This is a genomic window from Methylobacterium sp. 142-1Y, assembly GCF_057747795.1.
Genome location: NZ_JBYLEN010000002.1, coordinates 556,283 through 581,822 on the forward strand (window position 1 = coordinate 556,283; position 25,540 = coordinate 581,822).

At 69.9% G+C, this 25,540-nt stretch carries 23 protein-coding genes; 19 read left to right on the forward strand and 4 right to left on the reverse strand.

Features of this window, described 5'->3' with window-relative positions; translation table 11 throughout:
* Positions 1–486: 486 nt before the first annotated feature.
* From AC3AOF_RS32515 to hutC, 18 genes are all read left to right on the forward strand, one after another.
* The gene (locus tag AC3AOF_RS32515; protein ID WP_488349184.1) at positions 487–3,513 is read left to right on the forward strand and encodes a PAS domain-containing protein; all 3,027 of its coding nucleotides are present in this window, start codon (positions 487–489) and stop codon (positions 3,511–3,513) included.
* A 446-nt stretch (positions 3,514–3,959) separates the two neighbouring features.
* Entirely contained in the window at positions 3,960–4,118 is a 159-nt protein-coding gene (locus AC3AOF_RS32520) for a DUF3309 family protein (protein WP_093567232.1), read from the forward strand.
* A 130-nt stretch (positions 4,119–4,248) separates the two neighbouring features.
* A complete protein-coding gene (locus tag AC3AOF_RS32525) occupies positions 4,249–4,422 on the forward strand; it encodes a hypothetical protein (protein WP_236993264.1) in 174 nt (57 codons plus the stop codon).
* Positions 4,419–4,802, forward strand: coding sequence for a cell wall-binding protein (locus AC3AOF_RS32530; protein WP_488349185.1), 384 nt, complete (start codon positions 4,419–4,421; stop codon positions 4,800–4,802). Before AC3AOF_RS32525 ends, AC3AOF_RS32530 begins: the two co-directional genes overlap by 4 nt.
* A gap of 9 nt (positions 4,803–4,811) precedes the next feature.
* A complete protein-coding gene (locus AC3AOF_RS32535; protein ID WP_488349186.1) occupies positions 4,812–5,762 on the forward strand; it encodes a LysR family transcriptional regulator in 951 nt (316 codons plus the stop codon).
* A 418-nt stretch (positions 5,763–6,180) separates the two neighbouring features.
* Complete coding sequence (locus AC3AOF_RS32540) at positions 6,181–6,513, forward strand: helix-turn-helix domain-containing protein (RefSeq protein ID WP_488349187.1); 333 nt, start codon at positions 6,181–6,183, stop codon at positions 6,511–6,513.
* A 192-nt stretch (positions 6,514–6,705) separates the two neighbouring features.
* Complete coding sequence (locus tag AC3AOF_RS32545) at positions 6,706–7,803, forward strand: ABC transporter ATP-binding protein (protein WP_442919392.1); 1,098 nt, start codon at positions 6,706–6,708, stop codon at positions 7,801–7,803.
* Between the two features lie 37 nt (positions 7,804–7,840).
* Complete coding sequence (locus tag AC3AOF_RS32550) at positions 7,841–8,575, forward strand: HAD-IA family hydrolase (protein WP_236993259.1); 735 nt, start codon at positions 7,841–7,843, stop codon at positions 8,573–8,575.
* Between the two features lie 2 nt (positions 8,576–8,577).
* Positions 8,578–9,879, forward strand: coding sequence for an NAD(P)/FAD-dependent oxidoreductase (locus AC3AOF_RS32555; RefSeq protein ID WP_488349188.1), 1,302 nt, complete (start codon positions 8,578–8,580; stop codon positions 9,877–9,879).
* A gap of 31 nt (positions 9,880–9,910) precedes the next feature.
* Positions 9,911–10,951, forward strand: a complete 1,041-nt coding sequence (locus tag AC3AOF_RS32560; RefSeq protein ID WP_236993257.1) for an ABC transporter substrate-binding protein — start codon at positions 9,911–9,913, stop codon at positions 10,949–10,951.
* Positions 10,952–11,454: 503 nt separating this feature from the next.
* A complete protein-coding gene (locus tag AC3AOF_RS32565) occupies positions 11,455–12,324 on the forward strand; it encodes an ABC transporter permease (RefSeq protein WP_236993256.1) in 870 nt (289 codons plus the stop codon).
* Positions 12,324–13,118 (forward strand): ABC transporter permease, encoded by a 795-nt coding sequence (locus AC3AOF_RS32570; RefSeq protein WP_488349189.1) that lies wholly within the window; start codon positions 12,324–12,326, stop codon positions 13,116–13,118. Before AC3AOF_RS32565 ends, AC3AOF_RS32570 begins: the two co-directional genes overlap by 1 nt.
* Entirely contained in the window at positions 13,115–14,827 is a 1,713-nt protein-coding gene (locus AC3AOF_RS32575) for a GMC family oxidoreductase (protein WP_488349190.1), read from the forward strand. The genes AC3AOF_RS32570 and AC3AOF_RS32575 overlap by 4 nt, the downstream gene beginning before the upstream one ends.
* Before the next feature lie 644 nt (positions 14,828–15,471).
* Positions 15,472–16,254: a transporter substrate-binding domain-containing protein gene (locus tag AC3AOF_RS32580; RefSeq protein WP_488349456.1), complete on the forward strand. Its 783-nt coding sequence runs from the start codon at positions 15,472–15,474 to the stop codon at positions 16,252–16,254.
* 20 nt (positions 16,255–16,274) lie between these two features.
* The gene (locus AC3AOF_RS32585; protein ID WP_236993252.1) at positions 16,275–16,919 is read left to right on the forward strand and encodes an amino acid ABC transporter permease; all 645 of its coding nucleotides are present in this window, start codon (positions 16,275–16,277) and stop codon (positions 16,917–16,919) included.
* On the forward strand, positions 16,916–17,578 hold the full coding sequence (locus AC3AOF_RS32590) for an amino acid ABC transporter permease (protein WP_488349191.1): 663 nt from the start codon (positions 16,916–16,918) through the stop codon (positions 17,576–17,578). The genes AC3AOF_RS32585 and AC3AOF_RS32590 overlap by 4 nt, the downstream gene beginning before the upstream one ends.
* Entirely contained in the window at positions 17,575–18,381 is an 807-nt protein-coding gene (locus tag AC3AOF_RS32595; protein ID WP_488349192.1) for an amino acid ABC transporter ATP-binding protein, read from the forward strand. Before AC3AOF_RS32590 ends, AC3AOF_RS32595 begins: the two co-directional genes overlap by 4 nt.
* Complete coding sequence (gene hutC / locus AC3AOF_RS32600) at positions 18,378–19,181, forward strand: histidine utilization transcriptional repressor HutC (protein ID WP_236993249.1); 804 nt, start codon at positions 18,378–18,380, stop codon at positions 19,179–19,181. Before AC3AOF_RS32595 ends, hutC begins: the two co-directional genes overlap by 4 nt.
* A 238-nt stretch (positions 19,182–19,419) precedes the next feature.
* Here the strand turns inward: hutC and AC3AOF_RS32605 are convergent, their stop codons facing one another.
* Both AC3AOF_RS32605 and AC3AOF_RS32610 read right to left on the reverse strand, forming a co-directional pair.
* A complete protein-coding gene (locus AC3AOF_RS32605) occupies positions 19,420–19,956 on the reverse strand; it encodes a flavin reductase family protein (protein ID WP_236993248.1) in 537 nt (178 codons plus the stop codon).
* 86 nt (positions 19,957–20,042) lie between these two features.
* Positions 20,043–21,395: an LLM class flavin-dependent oxidoreductase gene (locus AC3AOF_RS32610; protein WP_236993247.1), complete on the reverse strand. Its 1,353-nt coding sequence runs from the start codon at positions 21,393–21,395 to the stop codon at positions 20,043–20,045.
* A 186-nt stretch (positions 21,396–21,581) separates the two neighbouring features.
* Here AC3AOF_RS32610 and AC3AOF_RS32615 point away from each other — a divergent pair, with 186 nt between their 5' ends.
* Positions 21,582–22,493, forward strand: coding sequence for a LysR substrate-binding domain-containing protein (locus tag AC3AOF_RS32615; protein ID WP_488349193.1), 912 nt, complete (start codon positions 21,582–21,584; stop codon positions 22,491–22,493).
* On the opposite strand, the gene AC3AOF_RS32620 is transcribed toward AC3AOF_RS32615, so the two are convergent.
* Together AC3AOF_RS32620 and hutH are read right to left on the reverse strand one after the other, a co-directional pair.
* Positions 22,488–23,060 (reverse strand): HutD/Ves family protein, encoded by a 573-nt coding sequence (locus AC3AOF_RS32620; protein ID WP_236993245.1) that lies wholly within the window; start codon positions 23,058–23,060, stop codon positions 22,488–22,490. The genes AC3AOF_RS32615 and AC3AOF_RS32620 overlap by 6 nt on opposite strands.
* A gap of 425 nt (positions 23,061–23,485) precedes the next feature.
* A complete protein-coding gene (hutH, locus tag AC3AOF_RS32625; RefSeq protein WP_488349194.1) occupies positions 23,486–25,024 on the reverse strand; it encodes a histidine ammonia-lyase in 1,539 nt (512 codons plus the stop codon).
* Positions 25,025–25,540 lie beyond the last annotated feature (516 nt).

Genomic DNA, 25,540 nt, shown 5'->3' on the forward strand with positions numbered 1-25,540 from the left:
CATCTCGGATTGTCGACATCGCACCAAAAGCTTGGCGACGATTCGAGGACGGAGCCAACGGCTGTTTCCAAAGACCGCTGGTCTCATCCGCGACCTTACCTTGGGGTCGTGGGTGAGACGGAACGACGGCGATGGCTCGAACGAGCTCTCGATCCATCGCGGGCATGATGCCTTTGCCGCATCTTGCGGCCGTCCGCCGAGCCCTGAGGAACCGCCACCGCGACAATCTCCTTTCCGCGACGTCCGCTTTGACAGCCGCCTCTCCTTGTGAGACCGCTCAAGCTGCGGATCGCCGGCACGCGCGTGCCGGCTCTCCCGCCGGCCGAGACCGCGACCGAACCCGCCCGCGGCACCCTCGCGTCACCACCGAAATGTCAAAGAGGTGGCGCTCATGGTGCCGTGGCCGTTCGGCGATGGGTCGGACGGGCGGACAGCCACAAGGTCGGCCGGTCGCGCCGCGGGCGCGCGAGGCGGAGACGGAACGTCATGCACGGCAGATCCGATGCCATTCTCTACGTCCCGGCCTTCCTCGCCGACGGCAGCAGGATGAGCGCGCTCATCCGCGGGCACGATTGGAGCGCCTCGCCGCTCGGCGAGCCCGCGACCTGGCCGTGCTCCCTGGCGACGCTCGTCGGCACGATGCTCGCCTCGCACCAGCCGATGTTCCTCGTCTGGGGGAGCGGGCGGACGCTCCTCTACAACGACCTCTACGCCGGCATCCTCGGGGACAGGCATCCGGCGGCCCTCGGGCGCGACTATCTCGAGGTCTGGTCCGACATCAGGGCCGGTCTCGAACCCCTGGTGAACGAGGCCGCGTCCGGCCGCCCGGTCCATACGGACGCCGCCATGCACACCCTGGAGCGGGACGACGAGCACGAGGCGGCGCGGTTCTCCCTCTTCTTCGCGCCGGTCCGCGATGCGGCCGGGCGGGTCGAGGGTCTCTCCGGCGCCTGCCCGGCGATCCCGGGCCATTCCCCCGCGGTCACGGGCGGGACGCGGAGGGAGGTCCACGACAACGAGGAGCGGCAATCCTTCCTGCTCGACCTCAGCGACGCGCTGCGGCCGCTGACCGCGCCGACGGACATCGCCGAGGTCGCGGCCCGCCGTCTCGGCGAGCGGGTCGGGGCCACCCGGGTCTTCTACGCCGAGATCGCCGGCAGCCTGATGACGGTCGAGCGGGACTATACGAAGGGCGTCGTGTCGCTCGTCGGGACGCACTCGCTGGCGGATTTCGGCCCGGACCTGCTGGCGGCCTATCGCGACAACGCGGTCGTGGCGGTCGGCGACATCGGCGCGGATCCGCGGTTCGGCGAGGAGGCGAGAGCCGGCCTGACGTCGCGCCAGGTCGCCGCCTATGTCGACGTCATCCTGTTCCGGGAAGAGCGGTGGGTGGGGCTCTGGGCCGTGCAGAGCGCGACCCCGCGCGCCTGGACGCAGGCCGAGGAGAACCTGATCCGGGAGGTGGGCGAGCGGGTCAAGGCGGCGATCGAGCGCGGCCGGGCCGAGACGGCCCTGAGCGAGAGCGAGGAGCGCCTGGCGGCGATCTTCAACGGTGCCTCCGTCGGCCTGTCGGAAGTCAGCGCCGAGGGCCGCTTCCTGCGGGTGAACACCGAACTCTGCCGCATCCTCGGACGATCCGCCGACGACCTGCTGGGGCTCGACTTCACCGCCGTCACCGACCCGGACGACCTGTCGCCGAGCCTGGCGGCGGTCGCGGAGACGATCGGGACGGGACGCAGCACCTCCCTCGACAAGCGCTACCGGCGCCCGGACGGCACCGCGATCTGGGCCAATACCAGCATCCGGCGCCTCGACGACGCGGAGGGCCGCTTCAAGAACTTCCTGGTCGTGACGGTCGATCTGAGCCGGCGCAAGGAGACCGAGCACCGCCTGGCCGAGAGCGAGCGCCGCCTGCAGGAACTCAACGAGACCCTGGAACAGCAGGTCTCCGAGCGGACGGCGGAACGCAACCTGCTGGCCACCATCGTCGAGCGCACCGACATCATGGTGATGGCGGCCGACCTCGACTACACCATCCTCGCCATCAACAAGGCCAATGCCGACGAGTTCGAGCGCATCTACGGCGTGAGACCGAGAGTCGGCGACAACATGCTCGCCCTGCTGGCCGACCAGCCCGAGCACCAGGCCCAGGTACGGGCCGGCTGGGGCCGGGGCTTGGCCGGCGAGGAGATCACCGTGGTCGAGGAATACGGCGATCCCGGCCGCGCCCGCGCCGCCTACCAGATCAGCTTCCGCACCTTACGCGACGCGACCGGCGCGCGCACCGGCTGCTACCAGTTCGTCATGGACGTGACCGACCGGCTGCGCAGCCAGGCCGAGCTCGCCCAGGCCCAGGAGGCCCTGCGCCAGTCGCAGAAGCTCGAAGCCGTGGGGCAGCTCACCGGCGGGGTGGCGCACGACTTCAACAACCTGCTCACCATCATCCGTTCCTCGGTCGACTTCCTGCGCCGGCCCGACCTGCCGGAGGCACGCAAGCGCCGCTACCTCGACGCGGTCTCCGATACCGTCGAGCGGGCCGCCAAGCTCACCGGCCAGCTGCTGGCCTTCGCCCGGCGCCAGGCCCTCAAGCCGGAGGTCTTCGATGTCGGCCAGAAGGTGCGGGGCATCGCCGACATGCTCGATACGCTCACCGGCGCGCGGGTGCGCGTCGTCACCGAGGTGCCGGGCGCGCCCTGCCTGATCCGGGCGGATCTGAGCCAGTTCGAGACCGCGCTCGTCAACATGGCGATCAATGCCCGCGACGCGATGGACGGCGAGGGCACGCTGACCCTGCGGGTGTCCTGCGGTTCGGCGCTGCCCCCGATCCGCGGCCATGCCGGATCGCACAAGCCGTTCGCCGCCGTGGCGCTGACCGATACCGGCACGGGCATCCCGCCCGATGAGATCGGCCGGATCTTCGAGCCGTTCTTCACCACGAAGGAGATCGGCAAGGGCACGGGGCTGGGTCTGTCCCAGGTCTTCGGCTTCGCCAAGCAATCGGGCGGCGACGTCGACGTGCGCAGCACCCCCGGGCGGGGGACCACCTTCACGCTCTACCTGCCGGAAGTGGTCTCCGAGGACCGGGCGACCGGCGACCGTCCTGCGCAGGAGGACGGCCTGGCCCCCCTCGGCACCGGCCAGCGGATCCTCGTGGTCGAGGACAATGTCGGCGTCGGCCAGTTCGCGACCCAGATCCTGGAGGATCTCGGCTACCGGCCGGTCTGGGCCGCCAATGCCGAGGAGGCGCTGGAGGAAATCGGCCGCGGGGTGAGCCGGTTCGATCTGGTGTTCTCCGACGTCGTGATGCCGGGCATGGGCGGCGTCGCCCTGGCGCAGGAGTTGCGGAACCGCTCGCCGCACCTGCCCGTGGTGCTGACCTCGGGCTACAGCCACGTCCTCGCCCGATCGGATGCCCACGGCTTCGAGCTCTTGCACAAGCCCTATTCGGCCGAGCAGCTCGGCCGCATCCTGCACCAGATGCTCGGCCTGCGGGCGAAGGTCGGGGCGATCTAGAGCACGGCCCGATCGCATTGCAGCACGATACAAGACACGGATCGAGGCACGCAGAAGCCAAGTCTTGGCTCGAGATTTCCCACTCGCGACCTCATCCTGAGGTGTTGGTCGATCGAAGATCGACTGACCTCGAAGGAGGGATCCAGATAGACCTGAAGCTCCTGGAGCCCTCCTTCGAGGCTCGCTTCGCTCACACCTCAGGATGAGGTCGCGAATGGGACCGGCGGCGCCGATGAACCGCCCTGCCGTGTCTCGTGATCCGCCGGGCGAGCCGGCCAGCGATCGGCGCAGCGCCCCGTCGGGCCCGCCGATTCCCCCCTCTCAATCCGAATGACGGCGTGCCCGGACAGCGTCATCGACCGATAAAGACCGCCGGTCCCATGGAACGAAAAGCACCATGACGGCATTTCTCCGGTCAGCCAGCTTGGCCGTAAGGACTGCCACCTATGACTCTCCTGATCATCCTCATCCTGCTCATCCTGCTCTTCGGTGGCGGCGGCAGCTTCTACGGCGGTGGTCGGTACCGCACCGGCGGTCTCGGCATCGGCGGCATCCTGCTGATCATCCTGGTCGTGCTCCTGCTCACCGGCCGCATCACCATCTGATCCGCCTCGGCCCGGCCATCCGCCGTCGCACGAACACCTGCGGCGGGTGGTCCTGTCCTGCGGCGGAGCGCCGGGCGCATCGCCCCCGGCCCGAGTCCGCCCTATCTGCCGCTCTCGGAAGGAGACGCCCATGCCTGACGAGAAGCCCGGGGCCGAGGACGACCGGGAGACCAAGCGCGACGCTGGACAAACGCAGCCGCGGAGCGACGATCGCCTCGTCGACGGCCGCCTCGATCCGGACGCGCAATCGCCCGACGACGAGCGCGCCAAGCCCTTCGACCCGAAGGAGAACGACCCGGCTTGACCGGGGGCGGCGCCGGGCCGATGCCTCTTCGCGCCCGCTACGAGGCGGCCGTGACCGACTTGCGCGAGCGCGCGGCCGCCTTGCGCCGCGACGGCCTGCCGGCCGAAGCCATCGCGCGCGCGGTGCATGCCGAGCGCCTGCGCCTGGCGGCCCACTTCAAGGCCCTGACGCCGGAGCCCTACCGCACCCGCATCGTCGAGCGGACGGTCCGGGTCTACGGCAACGCACTCGGCCCCTCGATCGACTTCCTGAGGGTGCGGGGCAAGTCGTGGGAGGCCATCATCGAGAGCGCGACGCGGCCGGGGCCGCCGGTCGGCCTCGACCCCGAGCCGGGGGATGCCGCGGCCGGGCCGGCCCCGGCGCGTGACAGCGAGGCCTGAGGTGCGACCATGAACCCGCTCCGCCGCATGCTGCCCTCCAACCATGCCCTGTTCGTGTTCGAGGCCGTGGCGCGCAACCTGAGCTTCACACGGGCGGCGGCCGAGCTGAACGTGACGCAGCCGGCGGTCAGCAAGGCGATGGCGCAGCTCGAACGCCATCTCGGCGTGCGCCTGATCGACCGCTCGGGCGAAGGCATCGCGCTCACCGAGGACGGTGCGATCCTGCATCGCCGGGTGGCGAAGGGCTTCCGGGGCATCGAGGCGGCGCTCCGCGAGATCGACATCCGCCGCACCGGCATCGACACGGTGACGCTCTCCCTGTCCTCGGCCTTCACCACCCACTGGCTGATGCCGCGGATCAACACGCTGCAGGAAGCGTTTCCGTCGGTCGATTTCCGCTTCCAGCTGATCCCGGGGGCGCTCGCCGGGCCGGTTGACGACGTCGATCTCGGCATGCGCTTCGTCGAGGGGCCCGACCTCGACCACGAGGCGGTGTTCCTGATGAACGAGGTGATGCTGCCGGTCTGCAGCCCGGCCTACCTCGCGGGCCGGGAGGCCGATCCCGACAGCCGCACCACCTTCGTCAACCTCACCGCCACCTCGCCGATGTGGACCGGCGGGGTCGATCCCGGGCCGGACTGGAACGGCTCGCGGGCCTCGCTCAACTTCTCGGATTACGCGGTGGTGCTGCAGGCCGCCCTTCTCGGCCAGGGCGTGGCGCTCGGCTGGGCCAGCGTGGTCTCGCACTGGCTGTCGACCGGCGACCTCGTGCCGGCCGCCGCCCGCCTCACCCGCACGGCGCGGGAATGCCAGCTCATCCACCTGCGCTCTCGGCCCCTGCGCCGCTCGGTCGCCGCCGTGCGCGACTGGATCGTCGCCGAGATGCGTGCCGACGTCGCGAAGGTCGACGGGCTCTATCCGGAACTCGGCTTGAAGCGGGCGTGCTTCGAGAGGGCGTGAGACGAACTCGGAGCCTGTTCGACGTCCTTGATGGAATTTACACCCTCCGGGTCATTCCGGGGCCGCGGAGCGGAGCCCGGAATGACCCGAAAGGTGTCGGCTCCGCAGCATCCAAACGAACGGTCAGATGGCCGAATAAAGTTCATAGCCTGTGTGAGCAGAATTTTCTACAAATTATTTGAGTAAGGCAGGATCGCCTCATCATTCTACCTCATCCTGAGGTGTTAGCCGATTGAAAATCGGCTGACCTCGAAGGAGGGCTCCAGGGATCGCAGAGGCATCTGGAAGCCTCCTTCGAGGTCAGTCGATCTCCGATCGACTGACACCTCAGGATGAGGTGGAAGGATAGGATATCCCATGATCCCTTTCAGCGTTGGTCAGACCGATCCGCTCAAACAGGCGCTCAGGAAAAGAGACGATGACCGCACAGACCGTGGCCGTGCTGGCCGCCGAAGACGATGCCGAATCCCAGGCCGATCGCCTGGCCGTCGCCGAGTTCCGCCGGCGGCTCGCCGCGGGGGAGGAGGAGATGATCCCCGTCGAGGTGGTGGACCGCTTGCTGAGCGGCGAGAACCGCGTCCGCGTCTGGCGTGAGCATCGTGGCCTCACCGCGACGGCCCTGGCCGAGAAGGCCGGCATCGCCCAGGCCTTTCTCTCGCAGATCGAGACGGGGCGCCGGGAAGGGACCGTCGAGACGTTGCGCAAGCTGGCCCGAGCCCTCGACCTGACCCTGGACGATCTCGTCGGCTGACCGCCATCGGGGCGCACGGGCGAGCCAGCCAAGCCCCGTGCCTCTTCATTCCAACCCATAACCTGGAGTTATGAGGCAGCGGATTCTTTCGACATTGAACCGGCGCGGCGCTTTTGTGAGCATCCGGTCCATCGGCGGCACCGGACGCGAAGGCGGCACCCCACGATGGCGGCAGCGGGCACGAATTCGGGCGTGAGCGGCGGACCGCTCGCCGGCGGCAGCGTCGGGGTATCGATCCGCAACGCCACCCGGCGCTACGGCGCCTTCACGGCCCTCGACGACGTCTCGCTCGACGTCGCGCCGGGGGAGTTCCTGTCCCTGCTCGGCCCCTCGGGCTCGGGCAAGACCACGTTGCTCGGCATCCTCGGCGGCTTCATCGTGCCCTCCTCCGGCAGCGTGCATTTCGGCGCGGCCGACGTGACGGTGCTGCCGCCGCACAAGCGCGACATCGGCGTGGTGTTCCAGAACTACGCCCTGTTCCCGCACCTGAGCGTCGCCGAGAACGTCGCCTTCCCGCTGCGGGCCCGGCGCGAGCCCAAGGCCTCCTGGGGTCCGCGGGTGGCGGAGGCGCTCGCGATGGTGGAGCTCGCCGGCTACGAGGCGAGGGCGATCTCGCAGCTCTCCGGCGGCCAGCGCCAGCGCGTGGCGCTCGCCCGCGCCATCGTCTTCCGGCCGCGGCTGATCCTGATGGACGAGCCGCTCTCGGCCCTCGACAAGCACCTGCGCGAGACGATGCAGATCGAGCTGCGGCGCCTGCACCGGCAGCTCGAAGCCACCATCATCTACGTCACCCACGACCAGCGCGAGGCGCTGACGATGAGCGACCGCATCGCCATCCTGCGCGGCGGGCGGCTTGCCCAGGTCGACACGCCCGAGCGCCTGCACGACCGGCCGATGAGCGCCTTCGTGGCGAGCTTCATCGGCGAATCGACCCTGGTTCCGGTGACCCGCGCGGGGTCCGACGCCGTCGCGCTCGGGCCCACCCCCCTGCGCAGCGCCCGGCCGCTGCCGGCGGGCGAGGCCCTGCTGCTGGCGATCCAGACCGAGAAGCTGATCGTGGCGGGCGACACGGCCCCCGAGGGCTACAACCGCCTGACGGGCCGCGTCACCGACGTCGTCTACCAGGGCGAGAGCCTGCGGGTGTTCGTCGCCCTCGATGGCGGGCCCGAGATCTCCCTGCGCCAGCCGGCCCACCATGCCGGACGCCTCGCGATCCCCGCCCCCGGCGGCGCGATCACCGCCCTCCTCCATCCCCAGGACACGATCGTCGTCCCGGCGGAATCCGCCTGACCCCCTCCCCTCCTCGCCTTACGAAAAGGACGACCCCATGCCCGCCCCCTCCCTCGATACCTTCAAGGTCCTCACCTTCGACGTCGTCGGCACCCTGATCGACTTCGAGAAGGGCATCCTCGACCATCTGCGCGCGGTGTCCGGCCGCAGTCCGGCGGAGTTGAGCGACGCGACGATCTTCGCCTCCTACCTCAAGGGCCGCGAGCTGAACTACGAGCGGTCGAGCGAGGTCTTCGCCGACGTCTACCGCCACGTCGCCAAGGAACTCGGCTTCCCGAACTCGGACGCCGATGCCGACGCCTTCCAGCTCTCGGTGCTGCGCTGGCCGGCCTTCTCGGATTCGGTCGCGGCCCTGAAGCGCCTGCGCAAGCATTACCGCCTCGTCGCGATGACCAATGCCGACCGCTCGGCCTTCTCGTTCTATTCCCACACCCTCGGCGGCCCGTTCCACGACAGCGTCACCTACGACGAGGCCGGGGTCGCCAAGCCCAATCCGCAATTCTTCGCTTTCAACCGCGGCCGCCAATCGGCCTTCGGCTACAAGCAGAGCGACATGCTCCACGTCGCCCAGAGCCAGTACCACGACATCGGCATCGCCCGGGACCTCGGCTACACCGTCTGCTGGATCGAGCGCCGCCAGGGGCTGGAAGGGTTCGGCGGCACGCCCGAGCCCGAGCGGCTGACCACGCCCGACTATCACTTCCCGACGCTCGAAAAGCTCGCCGACGCCGCCGATGCGGCCTTCGCCGCCGCCGCCCGGCAGGCGGCCTGACGATGACGGCCTTCCCGAAGCCTCCGGCCGCCTCGCTCTGGGCCGCCGGCGCCGTGCCGGCCGGGCGCTTCGGGCCGCTCGACGGCGACGTCCAGGCGGATGTCGCGGTCGTCGGCGGCGGCTATACCGGCCTCTCGGCGGCCCTGGCTTTGGCCGCGCGCGGCGAGCGGGCGGTGGTGCTGGAGGCCAACGCGATCGGTTGGGGCGCCAGCGGGCGAAACGGCGGCGTCGTCTCGGCGAAGTACCGCCCGTCGTTCCAGGCGATCGCGGCCCGGCACGGGCTTGCCGTCGCCAAGCGCATGCACGCGATCGCGTACGACTCGGTCGAGACCCTGGAGCGGCTGATCGCCGAGCACGGCATCACGGAGGCGAACTACGCCCGGGTCGGCCAGCTCAAATGCGCCCACACGCCCGCCACCCTGGCGGCGACGGTCGCCGACAGCGAGTGGATGCGCCGGGAGATGGGCGACGGCTCCGTCTCCGTCCTGTCCCGCGAGGCGGTGGCGGCGGAGACCGGCTCGCAGGATTTCGTCGGCGGCGTGCTCTCGACGAAGGCCGGAGGGCTGCACCCGCTCAACTACGCACGCGGCCTCGCCCGGGCCGTCGCCGACCGGGGCGTCGCGATCCACGAGGCGAGCCCGGCGACCCGCTTCCACCGCGAGGCCGGCGGCATAAGGGTCGAGACGCCGGGCGGCTCGGTGCGGGCGCGCCAGGTGATCGTGGCGACGAACGGCTACACCGATCTCACCGGGGCGGGCGCGTCCTTGCGCACCCGCCTGATCCCGTTCCGCAGCGCGATCCTCGCCACCGAACCCCTGTCGGACAACCTGCGCGCCGCGATCCTGCCGAGCCGGCGGATCTACGTCGAGACGCGGCGGATGATGCGCTGGTTTCGCATGGTCGATGGCCGGATGGTGTTCGGCGGCCGCGGCGCCTTCGGGCGCTCCGATTCCGAGGCCGCCTTCGCGACCTTGCGGCAGGCGATGGTGCGCACCTTCCCGGCGCTCGCCGATACAGCCATCGCCTATCGCTGGTCGGGCCTCGTCGGGATGACCCTCGACGCCCTGCCGCATGTCGGCCGGCTCGACGACCGGGTCAGCTTCGCCATGGGCTACAACGGGGCCGGGGTCGCGATGTCGAGCCACCTGGGAGGCCTCGCCGCCGCCTTCGCCCTCGGCGAGAGCCCGGACGTGGCGCTGCTCGGCGCCCGCGGCTTCCAGCCCGTCCCGTTCTACGGCTTGCGCGAGCCGGTGATCCGGCTCGTCGCCGGCTGGTACCAGTTCCTGGATTCGATCGGCCGTTAGGGTACGGCCTCAACATAGAGGGGAAGTCGAGATGGCGTCGCTGATTCGAACCACTGTCCTGGCCTGCCTCCTCGGCACGGCCGCCCCGGCGCTCGCCGCCGAGCAGATCACCTTCGTGTCGCAGGGCGGCGCCTACCAGCAGGCCCAGACGGTGGCGATCCTCGATCCGGCCGCCAAGGCGCTCGGCATCACCATCAACCAGGACAGCGCCCCCGATGCCTGGCCGGTGATCCGCACCCAAGGCGCGACCGGCAAGCCGACCTGGGACGTGGTCGACACCCCGACCCAGGATTGCGTGCGCGGCGGCAAGGCCGGGCTGATCGAGAAGCTCGACTTCTCGAAGATCCCGAACGCCGCCGCGATCCCGGCCCTGTACAAGACCGACTATTCGGTGCCCTACGAGTTCTATTCGAGCGTTCTGGCCTACAACAAATCCAAGTACGGCAAGAACCCGCCGCAGAGCTGGGCCGATTTCTGGGACGTGAAGAAGTTTCCGGGCGCCCGCGCCTTGCGCAACCACCCGCTGGCGACCTTGGAGGCCGCCTTGATGGCCGACGGCGTGGCGCCCGACAAGCTCTACCCCCTCGACGTCGACCGGGCCTTCCGCAAGCTCGAACAGATCAAGCCGCACATCGCGGTCTGGTGGACCTCCGGCGGCCAGTCGGCGCTCTTGCTCCAGGGCGGCGAGGTCGACATGGAGATGATCTGGAACGGCCGCGCCGCCGCGGTGATGGAGGCCGGCGCGGATGCCGATTTCAGCTTCAACCAGGGCATCCTGCAGAACACCTCGCTCTGCATCCTGAAGAACGCCCCGAACCTCGCCACCGCGGTGAAGTTCGTCAACCAGGCGATCGACCCGAAGCTCCAGGCCAACCTGCCGCTCAACATCCCCTACGGCCCGGGCAACCCGGCGGCCTTCGACACCGGCATCATCCCGGCCGCGCTGGCCGCCAAGCTGCCGAGCGCGCCGGACAACGCCAGGAAGCAGGCGGTGCTCTCGGCCGAGTGGTGGACCTCGGAAGCCGGCGAGGCGGCGCTCAAGCGCTGGGCGGATTTCGTGCAGAAGAAGTAGGGCGCGCGCCGCCTTCCTGAACCCTCCCCCCTCTGCGGGGGAGGGTGGCCCCCGGAGGGGGCCGGGAGAGGGGACGCCGCTTCCGGAAGTCACTGAACCGGTCTGACGGGCGCCCTCTGGATCAGCGTCGCGCTGCCCCTCTCCCGGCCCCTGCTGACGCAGGGACCACCCTCCCCCGCAGAGGCTAGCGGATTCACACTTCTCCTCAGAGAGCTAACCCCCTGTAAAGGTGCGCGCTTTCCCCTCCCCCTTGTGGGGAGGGGTTATGGGGATCGAAGATCCCGCGTGGGGGTGGTGCAGGAGGCACCGCTGAGTCTCCTCCGGCACCACCCCCACCTCCAACTCCTCCCCACAAGGGGGAGGAGAGGCGCGCTACCTTTGAGGGAAAAGCGCTCAAACCGAGATGTGTGAACATGCTAGCCCGCAGAGGGGGGAGGGTTCGCGGTGGCGACGTTCCGCCCTTTCCGTGACCCAGCCGAGTCCATGCCTTCGGACACCCCGCCATGACCTCATCCAGCCCCGCCCTGCGGCGGCACGAGCGGCGCGAGCAACTCCTCGTCCTCGCGCTGCTCAGCCCCGCCCTCGCCGTGGTCACGGCGCTCCTCGTGGTGCCGCTCGCCTGGCTCGCCGTGCAGTCGGTCACCGCCGACGGAGCCTTCACCCTCGAGCATTACCGGCGCTTCCTCACCGAGGACATCTACTGGCGCAGCTTCCTGCTCACCTTCCGCATCGCGCTCACCGTCACGGTGCTGGCAGTTCTTCTCGGCTATCCCGTGGCGTTCGCGGCGGCGACCCTGCCGCGGCGCTGGAGCGTCGTGGTGCTCGGCCTGGTGATCCTGCCGTTCTGGACCAGCGTGCTGGTGCGCGCCTATGCCTGGATGGTGCTCTTGCAGCGCCGGGGCCTCGTGAACGGCATGCTCCAGGGCCTCGGCCTCACCGACCAGCCGATCGCGCTCATCAACAACGAGTTCGGCACGGTGCTCGCCACCCTGCACATCCTGCTGCCCTTCATGGTGCTGCCGCTCTACGCCACGATGCAGCGCATCCCCCGCGACCTGATGCTGGCCGGCGCCAGCCTCGGCGGCGGCCCCCTCCACGTCTTCCTCCGGGTGTTCCTGCCGCTGTCGATGCCGGGCGTGGTCGCCGGCACGGTGCTGGTCTTCGTGCTGGCGCTCGGCTTCTACATCACGCCGGAGCTGCTCGGCGGCGGGCGCACCTTCATGGTGTCGATGCTGGTGAGCCGCAACGTCGAGCTCTACAACCAGTGGGGCGCGGCGAGCGCCATCGGGGTCGTGCTGCTGGTCTGCGTGGCCGCCCTGTTCTGGCTCGCCTCCCGGGTGGTTCCCCTCGAGCGCATCATGGGAGCCCGCTGATGCCGGCCTCGCTTCTCGCCCGCCTCACGCTCGGCACCGTCGTCGCCCTGGTGCTGCTGTTCCTGGTGGTGCCGATCCTGATCGTGGTGCCGATGTCGTTCTCGAACGCCCGGTTCCTCACCTTCCCGCCGCCCGGCTTCTCGCTGCGCTGGTACGAGGCGTTCTTCGGCAGCCCGGCCTGGATGCAGGCGGCGCGGGTCAGCCTCGGGATCGCGCTCGCCACCGCTCTCGGCGCGACGCTGATCGGGACGGCGGCGGCCTACGCGCTCAGCATGAGCGGGTCGCGGCTTGCCCGCAGCCTGACGGTGATCCTGCTCCTGCCGCTGGTCGTGCCGATCGTCATCACGGGGATCGGCGTGTTCTTCGTCTTCGCGAAGACCGGGCTGCTCGCCACCCTGCCGGGGCTGGTGCTCGCCAACGTGATGCTGGCCACGCCCTACGTCGTCACCTCGGTGCTGGCGGGCCTGCGCGGCTTCGACCCGGCGCAGGAGATGGTGGCGCGCAGCCTCGGCATGAACCGCCTGCGCGCCTTCCTTTCCGTCACCCTGCCGCAGACCCGCCCGAGCGTGGTCTCGGGGGCCCTGTTCGCCTTCATCTCGGCCCTCGACGAGACCGTGGTGGCGATCTTCATCGCCGGCGGCCAGAACCAGACCCTGACGAAGCGGATGTTCACCTCGCTGCGCGACGAGATCGACCCCACCATCGCGGCGATCTCCTCGCTGCTGACCGCCGCCTCGCTGATGGTGGTGGTGCTGGCGAGCCTGAGCGCCCGCAAGTCGTCCACCCGGTCATGACCGCGATCCTGATCCTCGGCGGCGGCTCGGCGGGCTGCGTGCTGGCCGCGCGGCTCTCCGAGGAACCGTCGTTCCGCGTCACCCTGGTGGAGGCGGGCGACGACCTGACCGCGGCGGGAATGCCGCCGGAGATCCGCAGCCGTTATCCCGGCCGGGCCTATCTCGACCCGCGCAACATCTGGCCGGCGCTGAAAGCCCGGATGGGGGCGCCGGCCGGCAACCGGCCAGAAGCACCGCCGCCGCGGCGCTACGAGCAGGCGCGGCGCCTCGGCGGCGGCTCGGCGATCAACGCCATGATGGCCAATCGCGGCGCGCCCGGCGATTACGACGAGTGGGGCGCGCTCGGCGCCGAGGGCTGGTCGTGGGAGACCTGCCTGCCCTATTTCCGCAAGCTCGAATCCGACCGCGATCGCGACGGGGAGCTGCACGGCCGGGACGGGCCGCTGCCGATCCGCCGGGCCAAGCCGGATCAGCTCTCGCCCTTCGTCGCCGCGACGATACGGGCGCTCCAGGCACAAGGCCATCCGGCCGGGGCCGACCAGAACGGCCCGTGGCGCGACGGGGTCTATGTCGGCACGACCGCGATCTCGGATGAGGGCGAGCGGGTGCCGGTCTCGATCGCCTATCTCACCCCGGCGGTGCGGGCGCGAAAGAATCTCACCGTGCGCACCGGCCTGCTCGCCGAGCGGATCCTGTTCGAGGGACGGCGGGCGGTCGGCGCCGTGGTGGCGCCGCTCGGTGGCGGCCCCTCGGAAACGATGTCCGCCGACCACGTCGTGGTGGCGGCGGGCGCGATCCACAGCCCGGCCCTGCTGATGCGCAGCGGCGTCGGGCCCGGGGCGATGCTGCGCCGGCACGGAGTGGGCGTGATCGCCGACCGGCCGGGCATCGGCCGCAACCTGATGGAGCATCCCTCGATCGCGGTCTCGGCCTACCTGACCCGCGCCGGCCGGGTCCGCGACCGGGGCGAGCATCACGAGCAGGCGATCCTGCGCTATTCCTCGGGCCTGTCCGGCACGCCGGACGGGGACATGCACGGCGCGATCCTGTCGCGGACCGGCTGGCACAGCTTAGGCCGCCGGATCGGCGGGATCTTCTTCTGGGTCAACAAGTCGTATTCGCGCGGCGAGGTCACCCTCGCCGCGCCCGACCCGCGGACCGAGCCGCAGGTCGATTTCCGCATGCTATCCGATCCCCGCGACCTCGCCCGGCTGATGGACGCGGTCCGCCTGGGCGCCCGGGCGCTCGGCGATCCCGCCCTGGCGGGTCTGCGCGGCCCCGTCTTCCCGGCGAGCTATTCGCCGCGGGTCGCCCGGGCGGCGGCGCCGAAGCCCTGGCCGGCGGCGCAGCGCGGGGTCCTGTCGGGGCTCCTCGACATCGCCGGCCCGGCTCGCGCCGCGCTGATCCACGGTCTCGTCACGCAAGGCGTCACCCTCGACCGCCTGCTGTCCGACGAGCGGGCACTCGCCGCCTTCGTGGCCGCCGAGGTCGGCGGCACCTGGCATCCCTCCGGCACCTGCCGCATGGGCTCAGCCGACGACCCGATGAGCGTCTGCGACGGCGCGGGCCGGGTGCGCGGCATCGACCATGTGAGCGTCTGCGACGCCTCCCTGATGCCGACGATCCCCCGGGCCAACACCAACATCCCGACCGTGATGATCGCCGAGCGCATCGCCGACCTGATCCGGCGGGAGGGTGCGGCGGTGTGATACCAATGGCCCAAGATGCTGACGCATCGGGCCATTGACCCATCTCGAATTTTCAATTTCAAGCCAGAGGCTTGGCGAAAATTCGAGAGCGGAACCAAAGGTCGTTTCCAACGACCGTTGGTATGAGCCCGTCTCTCGCACCCACGACCTCATCCTGAGGTGCGAGTGAAACGAGCCTCGAAGGAGGGCTCCAGAGAGCGCCGAGACTTCTGGAGCCCTCCTTCGAGGTCAGTCGATCTTCGATCGCTGACGCCTCAGGATGAGGTCGTGGGTGGGAGAGGACGGTGCCGCAATTGCATCGTCCTGTCGTGTCCCGTGGACCGATAGCGGTCCCGTGATGGGAGCCCCACGCCACCGGACGGCCTTGCCCACCGGCACTGCACGAAATTTGACCCCGGACCACACGCGCACCACGCCCTGCCGCCCCGCCCGGCCCGCTCCGTGCGCCGCTCCGAACGGCACGACATGCCTTATTTTTTCCCAGGGCGAAGCGGGCCCACCGATTGACTTGAAGGCCGGAATGACCCTCATATGTCTAATCATAATACCGGCCGGCCCCGTTCAGGCGCGCTGACTTATCCCAGTGGGAGCCCTGCATGAACAAGCGTCTCTTCGTACAGATCACACTTGGGCTCGGCCTGGCGATGACCACGCCGATTATGGCGCAGGCACAGGACGCGCTGGCACAGGTCAAGACCGAGGGTGTCCTGAAGGTCGGGACCGAGACGGCCTTCGCCCCCTTCGACTTCATCGACGCGACCGGCGAGCATGCAGGCTTCAACGTCGATGCCTTCGCGGAGGTCGGCAAGGAACTCGGCGTCAAGATTAAGTGGGTGGAGCTGCCCTGGGACGGCGTGCTGCCGGCCCTCGAAGCCGGGCAGTTCAACATGGTGGCGGGTCCGGCCACCATCACCAAGGCGCGGATGGAGCGGTACCGTTTCCTGTCACCCGTCGCCGAGGCGACCGTCGCGATCTTGCGGCGCGCGAAGGACGACACGATCAAGACGCCCCAGGACATCGCCGGCAAGACCGTCGGCGCCGGCAAGGCGACGGCGCAGCTCGCCCAGCTGAAGACTTTCGGCGCGACGCTGCCGAAGCCGGTCGAGACGCGCGAATATCCGGGCTTCAACGAGGCCTATGCCGACCTCGCGGCGGGCCGCATCGCCGCCGTGGCGAATTCGCTGCCGAACATCGCCTACGTGGCGTCGAAGCAGCCGGCCGTCTTCGCGGTGGTCAAGCCGCCCTTCGGCCAAAAAAGCTATTTCGGCTATATCGGCACCAAGAAGCCGGACGATCAGCCCCTGCTCGACGCCGTGCAGGCCGCGCTCGTCAAGATCAAGACCGACGGCCGGATGAAGAAGCTGCAGGAGAAGTGGTTCGGCACCGCGTTCGACACGCCGGACGTCGCGCCGGAGCCGAGCTTCTGAGTTGAGCCTGCGAGAGCCCGATGTCCGCGCGACTGTTCGAACTGATGCTGAAGGCGGCCGGCACCACGGTCGTCATCAGCTTCGTGTCGATCGGGATCGGCCTCCTGATCGGCATCCTGGTCTGCGCGGCCAAGCTGTCGCCACGTCCGTGGCTGCGCTGGCCGGCGGTCCTGTTCGTCAGCTTCTTCCGCGGCGTCCCGCTCCTCGTCCAGCTGCTCCTGATCTACAACCTGCTGCCGGCGATCGGCCTTGCCGTCCCGAGCCTGGTCGCGGCGCTGATCGGCCTGTCGCTCTGCACCGCCGCCTATCAGGCGGAGAACCTGCGCGGCGGCTTCACCAGCGTGCCGCGCGGTCTGCTGGAGGCGGCCGACATGGTCGGCCTGTCGCCCTGGCAGCAGTTCCGCCGCATCCGCGCGCCGATCGCGCTCCGGCTCACGGTGCCGGCGCTGGTCAACGAGGCGATCCTGATCCTGAAGGCGTCCTCGCTGGTCTCGGTGGTCGGCGTGATCGAGCTGACGCGCACGGCGCAGAACCTCGCCGCCTCCACCTACGAGCCGCTGCTGTTCTACTCGGTCGCCGGCGGGCTGTACCTGGCGATCAACTGGATGGTGGCGGGCGGCGGCAGCCTGACCGAGCGCGCCTTGCGCCGGGGGCGGCTGGCATGAGCTTCGACGTCTCGGTCATCGTCGCGGCCTTGCCGGCCATCCTGTCCGGGCTCAAGGTCACGCTCGGCATCTGGCTCGCCGCCACGATGATGGGCGCCGGCCTCGGCTTCGTCGTCGCCGCGCTCCGGCATTTCGGGCCGCGTCCCCTCGGCCTCGCGTTGCGGCTCGCAGTCGAGATCTTGCGCGGCACCCCCTTCCTGATCCAGATTTTCCTGCTCTATTTCGGCGGCCCGTTCGTCGGGATCAGCCTCGATCCGGTGCCGGCCGGGCTGCTGGGCCTCACCATCTACGCCGCGGCCTATTTCTCCGAGATTTTCCGGGCGGGCTTTGCCGCGGTGCCGCGGGGCCATGTCGAGGCGGCGCAATGCGTGGGCTTGAGCCAGGCCCAGATCGTCCGGCGCATCCTGATCCCCGAGATGACCATGCTGGTCCTGCCGCAATGCGTGAACATGGCGGTGGTCCTGGTCAAGGAGACGGCCGTGCTGTCGATCATCGCGGTGCCCGAGGCGACGGCCGTCATCAGCGCGCTCGGCTCGCAGCAATACGCCTTCGTGGAATCGCTGTTCCTGCTCGCCATCATCTACTGGGGGCTGGTCGAGGCCTGCGGCTGGGCCGGCCGGGCGCTCGAAACCCGGCTCTCGAAGTTCAGGTTCGCATGACGACCTCCCCCTCCGCCATCTCCATCCGCCACTTGAGCAAGAGCTACGGCCAGACCGAGGTCCTGCATGGGATCGACCTCGAGATCGCGCGTGGAGCCACCACCTGCCTGATCGGCCCGTCGGGCTCGGGCAAGTCGACGCTTCTGCGCTGCATCGCGTTCCTGGAGGAGGCGACGCGCGGCACGATCCTGATCGACGGGCAGCCGCTCGGCTTCGAGGAGCGGCCGGACGGCACGCGCACCCGCCTGGCGCCGCCGCGCATCCGCCAGGTGCGCTCCGGCATCGGCATGGTGTTCCAGCAGTTCAACCTCTGGCCGCACATGACGGCGCTCGGCAACGTCACCGAGGCGCTCGTCACCGTGAAGGGCCTCTCCCGGCAGGAGGCCGAGGCGCGCGGCATGGCGCAGCTGCGCCGCGTCGGACTCGAGGCGCGGGCCCGGCACTACCCGTCCGAACTCTCCGGCGGCCAGCAGCAGCGCGTCGCCATCGCCCGGGCGCTCGCGCTCGAACCGGAGATCCTGCTCTTCGACGAGCCGACCGCCTCCCTCGATCCCGAACTGACCGGCGAGGTGCTGAACGTCATGCGCGATCTCGGGACGGAGGGCATGACGATGGTGGTCGTCACCCACGAGATCGGCTTCGCGGCGAGCGTCGGCCAGCGCATCGTCTTCCTCGATCACGGCCGCGTCCTCCTGAACGGGACACCGGCGGAGCTGTTTGCCGCCCCGCGCCATCCCCGCCTGACCCAGTTCCTCGAAACCTACCTCGATCGCGGGGCGGCCATGTTGCTGAAGCCGGCGTGAGCGCGACGGATCGGACGACCCGCGGGAAGGCTCAAGGCGCGGATCCCTCCGAGCTTGCCTCCGACATTGCCAAGGGGGCAACGCGGCACGATCACATCGTCGAGGACATCCGCTCGCTGATCGTCGACGGGCGCTGGCTGCCGGGGTCCCAGCTCCCGGTCGAGACCGATCTCGCCGAGCGCTACGGCGTGTCGCGCATGACCATGAACAAGGCGCTCGGCCAGCTCGCCCGCGAGGGCTTCCTGGTGCGGCGCAAGAAGAGCGGGACGCAGGTGGCGCAACCGCGCGCCGAATCCGCCGTGGTGGCGATCGCCGATATCCGCGACGAGGTGCGCCGCTCGGGCCGTGTCTACCGCTTCCACCTGATCGCGCGCCGGATGCGGCCGGGCCGAGAGGAGGACGCCGTGCTGCTCGGTGCGTCCAGTGGCGGGGAGGTGCTGTGGCTGCAGGGCCTGCACCTCGCCGACGACCGCCCGTTCTGCCTCGAGACCCGCCTGATCAACCCTGCCGTCGCCGAGGGTGCGAAGGACCAGGACTTCACCGCTTTGGCCCCGGGCGCCTGGCTGCTCGAAGCCGTGCCCTGGAGCGTGGCGAGCCACCGCGTCCGGGCGGTGAACGCGACGGTGACCGAGGCCAAGGTGCTGGAGCTCGCGGTCGGCGAGGCTTGCCTGGAGATCGTCCGGCGCACCCAGGTCGCGGGCGAGTGGGTGACCGGCGTCAGGCTGCTCTATCCCGGCAGCGAGCACCAGTTGGTCGCGAATTTCGGGCCGGATGCGGTTGGGGGGCCGGGGCGGGGGTGAGGCCTGGCCGGCGGCAGAAAGTGGCGCGGGTTCCCCCTCCCCCCTCTGCGGGGGAGGGTGGCCCCTGCGTCAGCAGGGATCGGGAGAGGGGCAGCGCGACGCCGATCCAGGGGGCGCCTGCCAGAACGGTTCCGCCATATCCTGAAGCGGCGTCCCCTCTCCCGCCCCGCATTCGCGGGGCACCCTCCCCCGCAGAGGGGGGAGGGGGAAACCCGCGCTCTTCTTGAGGGGAGTCGCCTCACCCCTCCCCCACCACGAACCGCCCATACCCCCCGTCGCAATACAGCAGCGGATCGGTCTCCCGCGCGCCGATCGCACCGGCGATTCGGGCGATCAGGACCGAATGCGTGCCGTAATCGTGGCAGACGTCGATCGCGCAGAACAGGGTCGCCTGCGCCTCCTCCAGCCACGGCAGGCCCTCGACCGCGTCGCCGCCCGTCCGCATCTGCCGCCAGGTGCCGTGGTCGAAGCGCGCCGCGGAGGGCGCCTGGGCGATCGCGGCGGCGAGGTCGCGCTGCGGCGATCCCATGATGCCCAGCGAGAAGGCTCCCCGCGCACGTAGCGCGCCGTGCGCCGAGGCGGTGCGGTTGACGCAGACGAGGAGCGAGGGCGGCTCCATCGAGACCGAGCTGACCGCCGTCGCCAGCATTGCGTGCCGCTGAGGCCCGTGCTCGGTCGCGATCAGCGCCACGGTCGAACCGACGCCCCGCCAGACCTCGCGGAAGGTCTCGGCATCCCCCGGTCGCAGCACGGGACCGGCCTCGTCTCCGCTCATCGCCGCCACTCGCCCATCGCCGCCCAAATCGCCGTCCCCGCCCCGACGCAGCCCCTCCCGGGGCATCCGCACAGGCATCGTCATGCTCATACCCTGCCGCGGGCCGCCGCGTAACGGTTCCGGGGTGTGGACAAGCCGAGATTGTCCCGCAGCGTCGTCCCCTCGTACTCCTCGCGGAACAGCCCGCGGCGGCGCAGCTCGGGGACGACGAGGCGGGTGAAATCCTCCAGGCTCGACGGCAGGGTCGGGCACATCAGGATGAAGCCGTCCGCGGCCTTCGTCTCGAACCATTCCTGCATGAAATCCGCGACTTGACTGGGCGTGCCGGTGAGCCCGTTGCCGGTGTGCCGCCGGGCGTAATGCGTGATCAGCTCGCGCATCGTGTGGCCCTGCGTGACGAACTCCTTCAACTCCTCGAACATCGCCTTCGAGCCCTTGGCCGAGGCGGGCATCCGGTCCATCGGGAACGGCTTGTCGAGATCGGCGCCGTGGAGGTCGGTCTCCAAAAATTCCTGGAGCATCAGCAGCCCGACATCGGGGTGCATCAGCGCGACCAGCGCCTCGGCCTTCGCCTCGGCCTCCTCTCGCGTCTCGCCGACATTGATGACGATGCCGGGCAGGATCTTGAGGTCGTTCACGTCTCGGCCATAGCGGGCCATCCGCCCCTTCACGTTGGCGTAGAAGGCCCGGTTCTTCTCGATGTTCGAGGCGAGCGAGAACACCATCTCGGCGGTGCGGGCGGCCAGTTCCATGCCCTGCTCGGAGCCGCCGGCCTGGGCGATCACCGGCCGTCCCTGCGGCGTGCGGGCGATGTTCAGCGGGCCGCGCACCTGGAAGTGCTTGCCCTTGTGGTTCAGCGTGTGGAGCTTGTCCTTGTCGTGATAGACGCCGCTCTCCCGGTCGAGGAGCAGCGCGTCGTCCTCGAAGCTGTCCCAGAGGCCGAACACGGTATCGAGGAATTCCTCGCCGCGCTCGTAGCGCTCGGCATGGGGGGCCAGGCCCTCGCGGTTGTAGTTGTAGCCGGTCTCGTCGTGGTCCGAGGTGACGACGTTCCAGGCGATCCGGCCGCGGGAGATGTGATCGGCCGAGGCGAACAGCCGCGCGATGTTGTAGGGCTCGTAGTAGCTCGTCGAGGCCGTCGCCACGAACCCGATCCGGTCGGTGTGCTGCGACAGGGCCGTGATCGCGGTGATCGGCTCGAAGCGGTTCATCTTGGTGGGGTTGCGGGCGAGCGCGCCCGCCTCGCCGACCGCGCTCGCCGGGGAATCGGCGAAGAACATGAAGTCGAGCTTCGCGGCTTCCGAGATCGTGGCGCAGCGGGTCAGGTGGCCGAGGTCGTTGGCGCCGCGCACGTCGCTGTCCGGATGCAGCCACGCCGCCGGATGGAAGCCGAACGTGTAGACGAAGGTGCCGAGCTTAAGCTTGTCCGGTCGGGGCATTCGCGGGTCTCCTCGGGGGCTCGGCCTGCGGCCTCCTGGGATGATGCGGCAGGTCTCAATGGGCCGAGTATGCCTGGGGGCGGGCTTGCCGGGACCGGAGAAATTCTGCTTCATGCTTTAGAAAATCTGTCCGCCCCACGATCCGTCCGCACCGGCCGAGGCTACCCGCATCATGTCCCGCCGCTCATGTCTCCCCTCCCCCCTCTGAAGGCGCTGCAGGCCTTCGACGCGTTCGGGCGGACGGGCAGCTTGGCGGCGGCCGCCGCCGATCTCGGGGTGACGCCGGGCGCGATCAGCCAGCAGTTGCGCAAGCTCGAGGCGGCTTTGGCGGCGAGGCTCGTGGAGCATGACGGCCGGGCCCTGCGCCTGACGCCGCTCGGGGCGACCTTTCACGGGCGGATCCGCCAGGGCTTCGCGGCCTTCACGGAGGCCGCCGCGACCTTACGGGACGCGAATGCCGACGTCATCGTGCTGTCCTGCCTGACGACGGTGCTCGGCAAGTGGATCGGCCGCCGGATGCGGGACTGGACGGAACTCGACGCTCAGGCCCGTGTCTCGCTCGTCGGCAGCGACGCGGAGCCGGATTGGAGCCAGGGCGCGGTCGACCTGCGCATCTATTACGGCGGCCGGCACCATCCGCCGCACCGCACCGAGCTGTTCACCGATCGCATCGTGCCGGTCTGCGCGCCCTCCCTGATCGAGGGGCAGAGCCTGTCAGGCCCGGAGGACATCCTGCGCTTTCCTTTGTTGCACATCGCCTGGGATCCGCGCTTCGGGGGAAATCCCGGCTGGGCAGAGTGGGGTCGGCTGATCGGTGCCAGGCCGCCGCCCGCCAACCTGACCTACGGCCTGTCCGGCAGCGCGATCGACGCGAGCCTGGCCGGCCAGGGCTTCGTCCTCGGGCAGCTCGCCTTCATCGGCCCGGAACTGGAGACGGGCAAGCTCGTCATTCCCTTCGACCTGCGGCTGCCCCTGCCCGAACCCTATTACCTGGCCTGGAACCCGGATTCCCTACGCAAGACCGGCGCACGGGCCTTCCAACGCTGGCTTCTCGGCGAGGGCCGGGCGCAAGGACTCGTCTCCGCCCCGCCGCTATGACGGCCCGACGGCGTCGATCTCGATCACGACGAGGTCGAGGATGCCGTCGCCCGCGATCGTCGCCCCGCCCTCCAGCAGGAGGGCGTCGCGGCCTCCGAGCGAGACCGTCCGGCCATCCACCGCGACGGCCGACGGCGCGACGGCGACGAGGACGATCCAGCGCCCGCCCGCTGCGAAAGGCGTAACGCCGCCGCGGAGCCGGGTCACCCGCTGCCGGCAGGCGATCCGCCGGGTCATGACGTTGAGATCGGTGATCGCCCCGGCGACGAGGCGGGCTGCGGCCGGTGCGTCGCCGGGAAAGGCCAGCGGCGGGGAGGCCGGCGTCAGGCGGTGCGATCCGTGCCCCTCGACGGCGAGGTCCATTCCCTCGCCGTCGAGGAGCGCGAGCGTCCGGTCGATGCCGGGAAACGGCGAGAACGGCCCGTCCGCCGCGACTGTCGCCATGGAGACCCGCCAGTCGAACCCGCCGAGCCCGGTCTCCGGGGGATGGACGACGATCTCGACGGTCTCGCCGCCGCCGTTCTTCCACGGCATGCGCCGGTGATCCTCGGCCTTCAGAAGACGCATGGGGCGTGGACCTTCTCGGTGGGCGGGGGGCGTCTGGGACAAGGAAGAGCGAAGATTTTTCCGATAGGTTTTAAGACAGAAATTGAATAATAACTACAGTCTTAATCGAGCCCAAGCTCCGCTCTGCGATATGGGTTGGTATCAAAATGCCCTGCGTTCGATGACACTCTCTCAACGCCCCCGCGCGTAACCCTCCCCCCTCTGCGGGGGAGGGTGGACCCTGCGTCAGCAGGGGCCGGGAGAGGGGCAGCGCGATGATGCCAAGTATGGCGCTTGCCAGAACGGTTCAGTCATTTCCGGAAGCGTCGTCCCCTCTCCCGCCCGGCTCCGCCGGGCACCCTCCCCCGCAGAGGGGGGAGGGTGCCCGGCGGCGTCTTGGGAAAAAAGTTGAACGCTGCTCACGAGCGGAGCGACCCCGAACGAACTCACCCCAGCGCCAAACCCGGCAAAATCCCAGCGGACAAACTCCCCTCGATCGTACCGTCCGCCACCAAGCCAGCGGCCGCCCGCAGGTCGTCCGCGAGGTAGCGGTCCTCCTCCAGGGGACGCACGACCCGGCGGATTGCGCCGAGCGCCCGCTCCAGCTCCCGGCTCGTCCGCAGGGGCCCGCGCAGCTCGACGCCCTGGGCACCGGCCAGGGCCTCGATGCCTAAGATGCCGAACAGGTTCTCGGTCATCGGCAGCAGGCGGCGGGCGCCGTGGCAGGCCATGGAGACATGGTCCTCCTGGTTGGCGGAGGTCGGCGTCGAATCGACCGAGGCCGGATGCGACCGTTGCTTGTTCTCGCTCATCAGCGCTGCCGAGGTCACCTCGGCGATCATCAGGCCGGAATTCAGGCCCGGCTTCTTCGCCAGGAAGGCCGGCAGGCCGAAGGACAGCGCCGGATCGACGAGGAGCGCGATCCGCCGTTGCGCGATCGAGCCGATCTCGCAGACCGCGAGCGCGATCTGGTCGGCCGCGAAGGCGACCGGCTCGGCATGGAAGTTGCCGCCCGACACGACCTCGCCGTCGGACAGGACGAGGGGGTTGTCGGTGACGGCGTTGGCCTCGATCTCGAGCGTGCGCCCGGCCTGGCGCAGGAGGTCGAGGCAGGCCCCCACCACCTGCGGCTGGCAGCGGATGCAATAGGGATCCTGCACGCGCTCGTCGCCCTCGACGTGGCTTTCGCGGATCGCCGAGCCGTCGAGGAGCGCCCGCAGGGCCGCGCCGGCATCGATCTGGCCCTGGTGGCCGCGCAATGCATGGATCTCGGGATGGAACGGGGCGGAGGAGCCCATCGCGGCATCGGTCGACAGGGCGCCGGTGACCAAAGCCGTGCGCAGGGCCCGGAAGGCCCGGAACAAGCCGGCCAAGGCCAGGGCCGTCGAGACCTGCGTGCCGTTGATGAGCGCGAGCCCTTCCTTGGCGGCGAGCACGACCGGCTCCAGCCCGGCGCGCCGCAGGGCCTCGGCGCCGGGCAGCCGCTCAGCCTCGAAGAAAGCCTCGCCCTCGCCGATCATCACCGCCGCGAGATGGGCGAGCGGGGCGAGGTCCCCGCTCGCGCCGACCGAGCCCTGGCCGGGAATGGCCGGGACGACGCCGCGGGCGAGCATCGCCTCGATGAGGCGCACGATCGCCAGCCGCACGCCGGACGCGCCCCGGCCGAGCGAGACGAGCTTCAAGGCCATCACGAGCCGCACCACCTCGGGCTCGAGGAGGTCGCCAAGCCCGCAGCAATGCGACAGGATCAGGTTGCGCTGGAGGGTGGCGAGGTCGCCGGGCGCGATCCGGATCGAGGCCAGTTTCCCGAAGCCGGTATTGATGCCGTAGATGGGCACGTCGCCCTCGGCGATCGCCGCGATCCGGGCCGCGCCCCGCGCGATGGCCGCGTCGCAGCCCGGCTCCAGCCGCACCGCGACGCCGTCGCGATAGACGCGTTCGAGGTCCTGGAGCGACACGCGTCCCGGATGGAAGGTCAGGGTCATGGCGGGGTCCTCGTCGGCGTGGCGAAGCGCAAGGACATCCGGGGCAGCGTCCGGCGCAGCAGGAGGGACGCCCCGCGCGAGACCGGCAGCCCGCGCGGCCGGAGCCGGAATGCGCTCCTCGGTTCTGGCTTCATGTATAGACATTTAGCGGCGATTGGCAAGCGCGGCACGGTCGCCGCGACGGGGGGCCGGCGATTCGACGCCGCCGATGAGGCTCGTCGACCGACACCGCGTCGTCGATCGACCTGTCGGCGCGGACCTGCACGCGCCGCTCGAGACCGTGCCGACCCCGGATGAAGACGGGCAAGCACGGCCGGTCGCCGGCACGGCTGCAGCCGTTGCGAGGTCAGAACGGCGGCAATCGGTGCGATGCCCTCTCGGGCGCGGGCGTTCTCGTCGAGGGCCGTGCGCGACCCCTTTCCGCGGATCAGGATGGACCGCGGGGCCATGGAACGCCCTCGGACGGGTGCCGAAGGGAGGCACGACATGGCTTTTCAATATCATGTATAGGCTTTT

Excerpts from the sequence above, each read along its gene's own strand:
- AC3AOF_RS32515 (WP_488349184.1), top strand. The coding sequence starts at position 487 with ATGCACGGCAGATCCGATGCCATTCTCTACGTCCCGGCCTTCCTCGCC.
- AC3AOF_RS32595 (WP_488349192.1), top strand. The coding sequence starts at position 17,575 with ATGACGACCTCCCCCTCCGCCATCTCCATCCGCCACTTGAGCAAGAGC.
- AC3AOF_RS32540 (WP_488349187.1), top strand. The coding sequence starts at position 6,181 with ATGACCGCACAGACCGTGGCCGTGCTGGCCGCCGAAGACGATGCCGAA.
- AC3AOF_RS32565 (WP_236993256.1), top strand. The coding sequence starts at position 11,455 with ATGACCTCATCCAGCCCCGCCCTGCGGCGGCACGAGCGGCGCGAGCAA.
- AC3AOF_RS32555 (WP_488349188.1), top strand. The coding sequence starts at position 8,578 with ATGACGGCCTTCCCGAAGCCTCCGGCCGCCTCGCTCTGGGCCGCCGGC.
- AC3AOF_RS32605 (WP_236993248.1), bottom strand. The coding sequence starts at position 19,956 with ATGAGCGGAGACGAGGCCGGTCCCGTGCTGCGACCGGGGGATGCCGAG.
- AC3AOF_RS32560 (WP_236993257.1), top strand. The coding sequence starts at position 9,911 with ATGGCGTCGCTGATTCGAACCACTGTCCTGGCCTGCCTCCTCGGCACG.
- AC3AOF_RS32575 (WP_488349190.1), top strand. The coding sequence starts at position 13,115 with ATGACCGCGATCCTGATCCTCGGCGGCGGCTCGGCGGGCTGCGTGCTG.
- hutH (WP_488349194.1), bottom strand. The coding sequence starts at position 25,024 with ATGACCCTGACCTTCCATCCGGGACGCGTGTCGCTCCAGGACCTCGAA.
- AC3AOF_RS32620 (WP_236993245.1), bottom strand. The coding sequence starts at position 23,060 with ATGCGTCTTCTGAAGGCCGAGGATCACCGGCGCATGCCGTGGAAGAAC.
- AC3AOF_RS32570 (WP_488349189.1), top strand. The coding sequence starts at position 12,324 with ATGCCGGCCTCGCTTCTCGCCCGCCTCACGCTCGGCACCGTCGTCGCC.
- AC3AOF_RS32615 (WP_488349193.1), top strand. The coding sequence starts at position 21,582 with ATGTCTCCCCTCCCCCCTCTGAAGGCGCTGCAGGCCTTCGACGCGTTC.
- AC3AOF_RS32585 (WP_236993252.1), top strand. The coding sequence starts at position 16,275 with ATGTCCGCGCGACTGTTCGAACTGATGCTGAAGGCGGCCGGCACCACG.
- AC3AOF_RS32550 (WP_236993259.1), top strand. The coding sequence starts at position 7,841 with ATGCCCGCCCCCTCCCTCGATACCTTCAAGGTCCTCACCTTCGACGTC.
- AC3AOF_RS32525 (WP_236993264.1), top strand. The coding sequence starts at position 4,249 with ATGCCTGACGAGAAGCCCGGGGCCGAGGACGACCGGGAGACCAAGCGC.
- AC3AOF_RS32590 (WP_488349191.1), top strand. The coding sequence starts at position 16,916 with ATGAGCTTCGACGTCTCGGTCATCGTCGCGGCCTTGCCGGCCATCCTG.
- AC3AOF_RS32520 (WP_093567232.1), top strand. The coding sequence starts at position 3,960 with ATGACTCTCCTGATCATCCTCATCCTGCTCATCCTGCTCTTCGGTGGC.
- AC3AOF_RS32610 (WP_236993247.1), bottom strand. The coding sequence starts at position 21,395 with ATGCCCCGACCGGACAAGCTTAAGCTCGGCACCTTCGTCTACACGTTC.
- AC3AOF_RS32535 (WP_488349186.1), top strand. The coding sequence starts at position 4,812 with ATGAACCCGCTCCGCCGCATGCTGCCCTCCAACCATGCCCTGTTCGTG.
- AC3AOF_RS32580 (WP_488349456.1), top strand. The coding sequence starts at position 15,472 with ATGACCACGCCGATTATGGCGCAGGCACAGGACGCGCTGGCACAGGTC.